Raw genomic sequence first — 7,875 nt, 5'->3', positions numbered from 1 at the left:
GGTTAAGGTCATTGACGGCAGTGTAACGGTACGGACCCATGCGGGCAAAAACTTGCGGGCGGCTATTCCTGACGAGGTGCATGGCAATATTGCGCTCACTAATCTGGATGCAGGCGCCTTAACTGTCGAATCGGATCTTGTGACCAAAAAAGGAAAGAATGGCGAAGCCGGTACAGTTACTCTGGAGCAGGAGGGAGAAATCACTGTTGATGGCAATGTGAATGCAAGTTCTGATGTGAAGGCCGTGAACTCGGACGGAGACATCTTATTTTTGGGCAGCGTAACCTCAGGCGGTTCTGTTTCTGCCAAAACAGATACAGGCACGATTGGTTACGCAGAGAACGTAAAGGCCCAGAACGCCGTAACTGCTGAAGTGACAGAAAAAGGTGATATAATGTATCTGGGTAATGTTGAGTCCGTCAGGAGAGGCGATATCAGGGCTTCAACCAAAGAGGGGGATATATGGTATCATGGAAAAGTAACCTCCAATGCCGGCAGCGTAATTGCAGAAACCGGAGCAGGCAGGATTATGTACGGAGATACTGTGCGGGCGAACATTGATGTAACTGCTACAGCCGAAACAGGCAAGATTTTGTATGAAGGCGCCGTGAATGCCGGCCGGACTATTCAGGCGACAATTAACAAAGCCGGAGATATTACATACGGGAAAGCTTTAAAGGCAGGACGTGACATAATTATAGATACTAAAAAGGGCGGAGATATTCTGTTCGAAGGTAACGTGGCGGCCGGACGGGATTTTATCTTTCATACCGGGAAAGGCTGGGTCACTTATAATGGACGTGTGACGGCAGGCAGAAATCTTCCGGATCAGATTCGGGAAAATTGGGGTAAACGATGGTACTATAGCGACTATCCCAGTGGAGGCGGAGATGAAGAAGATAACAAACCGGGAGATGACGATAATGATTTCAAAATGATTGGCCTTCTGTCCAAAGATCTGCCGGAACAGATCCGTTCCGGTTATGAGAAGATAGTCTATTTTGACCGCTACGGGCTGTTCTGGAACGACAATTCCGTTGTTGTGAGTCCTTTCCTAAATGCAAATGATTATGAAGTTGAAACAAATGGAGAAAAACAGTAGGCATTAATGAAGACGTTAAAATATAATTTAAATGTAAAGGTGATGAATGATGGCTAAAATTTCGGCGAAAGTTTTCGTAAGTAAACGTTTAGTTATTTCAACTTTATTGACAGTATCAGCATTTACTCCTGGAGTGACCTCTGTGCTGCCGGCTAATATAGCGGGGTTGCTGCCTTGCGAACCAGTGGCCTGGGCTGCTCCGCTGCCGTCTCCCGGCGCCGATTCCGGCGCCCAGCTGAGCCGTGCCCGGGAATATATGGAACGGCAGCGGGTAGCCCAGCAGATGGAAGAAGACCAGGAGCGGAAAAAGGCACAGGTAGAAACGGAAGGACAAAAGCCGGAGCAAAATGTTGATCAGATTACGTTTTCGTTGACGAAGGTTGATACTGACATCTCCGAAATTTTAACGGAGCAGGAAATTAACCGTATTACAGAATCTTACATAGGAAAAACAGTATCCTTGCAGGATTTATACGACATGACAGCAGCTATCAATAAATTATATGAAGAAAAGGGTTATGCAGTCTGTCGTGCCTACCTTCCCCCCCAGCGTATTCACGGAGGCGTAGTGCAGATCAGGCTGCTGGAAGGAAAAACCGGCAACGTAACTGTAAGCGGTCTTCGCTATACCAGAAAGGGTTATGTAACCAACCGTGTTAAACTGGAGCCGGGCAAAGTTGCCAACACAGACGCGCTGAACGACCGGTTACAGCGTTTTAATGCCACGAATGACGTGCAACTGCGCATACTGGTCCACGCAGGGGAACAGCCCGGTACAACGGATTATGAGATAGCGGCTTTAGAACCGCAGCATAACCAGGCTGTGTCGCTGTACGTTGACAACAGCGGATATGAATCTTCCGGACGCTGGCGGGAAGGTATCTTTTATGCCATACGCAGCCTTACCGGGCAACGGGATGCCCTGCGGATGAACTATCTGCGCAGCGAAGGTACAAACATGTTTGGCGCCAGTTATTCCCTCCCGGTTAACAACATGGGTACCATGCTTGATTTTGATTACGGTACCAATACTACAGAGCTGATCAAGGGTAATCTGGCGGATACATCTGGCGTGAAAGGGCACTCCTATGTGGCCGGTCTGACGTTGCGCCATCCTTTGCGGGTGGATGAAAAGCGCAGGGATGAGGTCGGCATACAATTCCTGCACCAGAAGTCCCAGACGGATTTTGGAACCAAAACAAATAATTATATCAAATGGGTTAAAGATACCCGCAACTCTTATGTTCCTTATATTTCTTTCACACATTATGGGAAAAGCAGTGTGTTGTATCACAAGCACGCAATAGCTTTTACGGGACTTAACAATTTGGCCGGAACAGGAGACAATTATGCAATCTACCGGTTGGACGCCATATACCAGAAACGACTCAACGGCGGCCAAATGCTGAGCGGACGCATTAATGCACAGCTTGCCAGTGACAATAAGGTTATGTCTTCTTCTGATTTATTCTACATTGGCGGTAATGGCAGCGTGCGAGGCTATGAAGAAAGCTTTTTGAGCGGAACCCGGGGGATTAACGCCAGCCTGTCCTGGATGGTGCCCCTTGATAAAAAACGCTTGTTTAATATGTTTACGTTCTTGGATTATGGCAGGGTTTACGGCAGTCCCACAACACAGGCAGCCGTGGATCATACGCTGATCTCTACCGGTTTGGGTCTGACGGCCAGTTACAAGAACTTCTATTCCGGCCTGACGCTGGGTATTCCGCTGAAACGGGAGTTTACGAGCGGAAAAGTAGATAAAGCACGAATCCATTTTAACTGTTCCCTGTCTTTCTGATACAGACGGGATTATGAGAACAGTGGTTTTTCAGGATGTAATAACTGCTACAGAGGCCGGGCGGCATATGTAAGAGCCGTAGTTCCCCGTTGCAATGCTGTTTAGCATATGAATACGACAGCTGTTAGTAAAGATTCTAAATACTAACGGGAGGAGAGCATTAGCCATGAATAAGGTTTACAAGATTATCTGGAGTAAAACAAGAGATTGTTACGTGGTGGTCAGTGAATTGGCAAAACGTAACGCCAAAGGCAGCGGTGTTCGCAGCTGCCGCATGAAAGCGACTCGTGCTTTAAGTGCGTTGCTGGTAAGTTCAGTTCTTGTTGGAGGGTTCAGTGTGCCGACGGCGTGGGCGGCGGATCCCCTGGAACTCCCGGCAAATGCAAGATATGTTTACGGAACTGGCATTATTTCAGTTGATTCTTCGAATACCGCAACAGCCTGGGGCAATAGTACAACAGCCAGCGGCCAATACGCAACGGCCTGGGGCAATAGTACAACAGCCAGCGGCCAATACGCAACAGCCTGGGGCAGCACTACAAAAGCCAGTGGTACGAACGCAACAGCCTGGGGTTACGGCTCAATAGCCGTTGGGGATAACGCAACTGCCTTTGGAGTTGATTCTAAAGCGTACGGTAATAATTCATTAGCAGCATTAGGTGGTATTACAGGAGTAGAACTAACAGGAACAGTTACGGAGGCAGGTGCAACCGGGGCAGTTGCTATTGGTGCAGGGGCAGTAGCATATGGTGATAATTCATTAGCTGCCTTTGGGGGTATCACAGGAACCGCTGCAACCGGGGCAGTTGCTATTGGTGCAGGAGCAAGAGCAAATGCCAAAGATTCGTTAGCGGCTTTAGGCGGCATTACAGGAGCAGATGCAATTGGTTCAGTCGCTATTGGTTCAGGTGCAAATGCAACACTGTCTTATTCAATCGCACTGGGTAAAGATTCTGTTGCCAACCGGGCAGCGGGAGAGAACGGATACCGTCCGAACAATGCTGAGAATGTTGCGGCTTCTGCCGCGGCCTGGAAATCTACAGAAAATGCTGTTTCGGTAGGCGCTTCTTCAAACGAAAATAATACAGCGACCGTAACCCGTCAGATCACCGGTGTAGCGGCAGGTACATATGATACTGACGCTGTCAACGTAGCGCAGCTGAAGGCTGCGGAAATGCATTATGTCAGCATTAAATCTGACATTACCGGCGATGAATCTAATTATAATAATAAAGGTGCAACGGGTGCTGATTCCATTGCAATCGGGCCGGAAGCTGCAGCAAGCACCGGAAGCGCAATAGCCATTGGAAAAGGGGCGAAGGCAAGTACTCCTTCAAATCCGGGGGATGACGATCCGATTGAAGGGCAGACAATAGCAATCGGAAAGGATGCAGAAGCAAGCGGCTGGCATTCGATCGCAATAGGAAGTTTAACGAAGGCTGGTGCTAAGGAGACAAGCGGTTCGACAGATCCGGAGCCTGGGGGAGGTTCAGGACCAGCAGTGGATACAGAGCCCGCACAATATGCAATAGCGATTGGCAACAGCGCAACCGCTTCCGGTGATTACGGCATCGCATTCGGCAATACTGCTGAGACTTCAAAGATGTACGGTATCGCTTATGGAAATAATGTTGTGGTTTCCGGCAATCACGGTATAGCGATTGGTAACAATGCTACTGCTTCCGGCGATAACGGCATTGCCCTGGGTAATAATGCAGAGGTTAAGGGTGGCAGCAGTCTCGTGTTCGGCAACAATGCAGCGGCTGACAGGGATAACAGCATCGTAATCGGCAACGATGCGAAAGCAGGCGGTGATCCGACGAATCCTTTATCCGGGGGAGCGTATGCAATCGCAATAGGAAACAAGTCTTTTGCCGGTCAGGACTACGGACTTGCGGTTGGTAACAATGCGAATGCGGGAACAGATTATAAGCATGGTACGGCTCTCGGGAGCAATTCAAAGGTTAATGTTGAATCTGGCGTTGCGCTGGGGGCTAATTCGGTAACCGGCCGCCAGCTCGGAGTACCTGGCTACGATCCAGCTACCGGAGGACAGTATGATGTTGATGCAGCTAAGGCTGCAGTTGCTGCTGCTGAGGCTGCCGAGGATCCTTCCGGAATTGCTGATGCTTATAAGGTGTTGCGAACCTGGGAATCTTCTGCCGGCGCTGTTTCTGTAGGTAATCAGGAAGATGCTGATACTGATTCGGCTAAGAAGATTACCCGTCAGATTACCGATGTGGCTGCAGGCTGGAGAGATACAGACGCAGTCAACGTGGCGCAATTGAAAGCAGCAATTGCAGCCGGTGGCAGTGGCGGAAAAGTGCATTTTTACAGTGTGAATTCTACAGACTCGGCTGCGGGCAATTACAATGGTGACGGAGCTACTGGTGCGAATGCCCTTGCAGCAGGCGTAAATGCTAAAGCAATTGGCGAAAGTGCTATTGCTGTTGGCAGCGGCGCTAAAGCAAACGGGCTTTATGCAATTGCCATTGGCGACGGCGCCAAAGCAAAAGAAATGTATTCTGTTGCAATCGGTGCCGATGCGACTGCAAAAGGCGCAGGATCCATCGCTTTGGGCAGTGCCGGCGCAACGGCTGCCGGCGGGGCTTCCATGGCCTGGGGTTGGGACACCAAAGCGAAAGGAACCGTAAGCACTGCGTTTGGTCATGAAACAGTAGCAAAAGGAGACTATTCCACAGCCTGGGGTGAAGGTACCAGGGCAAAAGGAGACTATTCCACAGCCTGGGGTGAAGGTACCAGGGCAAAAGGAGAGGGAAGCACCGCGTTTGGTTTAGGAACAGTGGCTAACGGAGATAGTGCCACAGCCTGGGGTCAAGGAGCCAAGGCAAAAGGCGAGGGAAGCACTGCGTTTGGTTTAGCAACAGTAGCAAAAGGGGATTATGCAACAGCCTGGGGTACCGAGACAAAAGCAACAGGCGATCAGGCAACGGCTTTTGGTTTAGAATCGGTTGCTTCGGGTGTCAATGCCACCGCCTTTGGCGAGTCTTCTACCGCGGCAGGTGATAATTCTCTGGCTGCATTAGGCGGAACAACCGGCGAAGCTGCAGAAGGGTCTGTGGCTATAGGTGAAGGCGCCAGTGCTGAAAAGTCCTATACTTATGCAATTGGCAAGAACGCAATGGCTGTGGCTAAAAATACTGTTGCCATTGGCAACAATGCATCTGCAACTGTAGCTGGCGGCGTAGCACTGGGCCGTGGCAGCGTGGCTGATACGGCTAAAGATGTTGCCGGCTTTGATCCGCTGACCGGAACGGCTTCCACCGAAACAGATGTAGCCTGGAAATCCACGGCGGCAGCGGTGTCTGTAGGAGGAAACGGCCTGACCCGCCAGATTACCAACGTAGCAGCTGGTGCGGAACCGACGGATGCGGTGAACGTGGCCCAGCTGAAAAAGGCCGCAACCCACTATTACAGTGTGAATTCGGAAGATCAGGCGGAAGGCAGCAACTTCCTGAATGATGGAGCCACAGGTGCTGACGCTGTTGCAGCGGGCGTGGGTGCAGTTGCCAGCGGCAATAGCGCGGCGGCATTTGGCGACTATGCGGAAGCGATAGCGTTACGTACTATAGCGATTGGTAACAGCGCAGGGGCGGAAGAAAATTACGGAATTGCCATAGGAGGTCTTGCAAAGGCGAAAGCAGAAGGTGGTATCGCGCTGGGCACCAGCGCGGAAGTGACCGGCGCTAACGCAACGGCCATCGGCAACAGTTCCAGGGCGGAAGCCGCGACTTCCGTGGCATTGGGCCAGGCAGCGGACGCGAAAGGCGAAAGCGCGGTTGCCATTGGCACTTCTTCAGAAGCAGCCAAAGCCACTGCGCTTGCAGTCGGCCATATGGCGAAAGCTGACGGTGAAAGCAGTATTGCCCTAGGTACTACGGCAGAAGCTGCAACGACGGCTATTGCCATGGGCCATATGGCGAAAGCGAAGGAAGAAAGCGCTATTGCGTTAGGTACAAACGCAACCGCAGCTAAAACCGGTATCTCCATTGGTCATGGCGCTAAGGCAACCGGCGAAAGCGGAGTAGCTATCGGGACGAACAGCAGCGCAGCGAACACCGGTGTAGCATTGGGCCATGGAAGCTCGGCTATTGGCGGCGGCGTAGCATTGGGCGTAAATTCCAAGGCTACCGTTGGCAGCAGTGTAACCGGATACGATCCGGCAACACAGACTTCATCCACCAAGAGCGATGCCATCTGGAAATCTACCCTTGCAGCGCTTTCTGTAGGCGGTGACGGACAGACCCGCCAGATTACCAACGTAGCAGCCGGTGCGGAACCGACGGATGCGGTGAACGTGGCCCAGCTGAAAACGGCGCGCGCCGAGCTGCAGGACGGAGTTAATACGACGATGACTACAGAAAAGGATGCTACGGACGGGCATACCGTTTATAAAGTTAATGCGTATAAGAGTATGGTGAAAGCGGCAGATGGTGAAACAAACGTTACGGTTGCACCGACAGTAGCAGATGAAGGTTTTACCGCCACCTATAACGTGTCCGTAAAGGATATGCATGTAAAAGAAGGAATGGCAAACTATGGAACAGACGGTAAGGCGGCCGAAGGTACGATAACGCTGACACATGAAGACGGAACGCCGGTAACCATTGAGGGGTTAAAGAACACGTACACCACGGTGACGAAGGATGCAGTGAACAAGACGGTGACCTTCAGCCGGAACGACGGTGTGCCTGACACAGTCATCAGTTTGGGCGACTTAGGCGCCACGGATTACCGCCTGGTACCGAAGGCGGATGGCAGCAATTACAAGGCGGACAGCGACGGCGTGGTAACCCTGCAGGTAAAAGACGCCATGGACGCGAATGCAGCAGCCGTAGATGTGAAGATTGGGGACGTAGCGAGCAAGTTGCAGCAGGATACGAATACGCAAAACATCGCGACGAACCGTGCAGATCTGGACGCAGGATGGGATGCGAAGGTAGGGAATAAT

3 protein-coding genes are annotated in these 7,875 nt (G+C 51.2%); all 3 read left to right on the top strand.

Going from position 1 to position 7,875, the window contains the following annotated elements; all coding sequences use genetic code 11:
• A partial coding sequence (locus BM159_RS12080) for a DUF4097 family beta strand repeat-containing protein (RefSeq protein ID WP_177206047.1) occupies nucleotides 1-1,102 on the top strand: 1,102 nt, incomplete at its 5' end.
• Between the two features lie 133 nt (nucleotides 1,103-1,235).
• Nucleotides 1,236-2,903 carry a ShlB/FhaC/HecB family hemolysin secretion/activation protein gene (locus BM159_RS11690; RefSeq protein WP_177206046.1) on the top strand — a complete coding sequence of 556 codons (1,668 nt, stop codon included), beginning with the start codon at nucleotides 1,236-1,238 and terminating at the stop codon, nucleotides 2,901-2,903.
• Between the two features lie 166 nt (nucleotides 2,904-3,069).
• Nucleotides 3,070-7,875, top strand: a 4,806-nt coding sequence (locus BM159_RS11685; RefSeq protein WP_281243287.1) for an ESPR-type extended signal peptide-containing protein, incomplete at its 3' end; no start/stop codon positions are given.

This window comes from Succiniclasticum ruminis DSM 9236 (assembly GCF_900112895.1).
Taxonomy (GTDB): domain Bacteria; phylum Bacillota; class Negativicutes; order Acidaminococcales; family Acidaminococcaceae; genus Succiniclasticum; species Succiniclasticum ruminis.
This window is presented reverse-complemented; position numbering and strand designations above follow the sequence as displayed.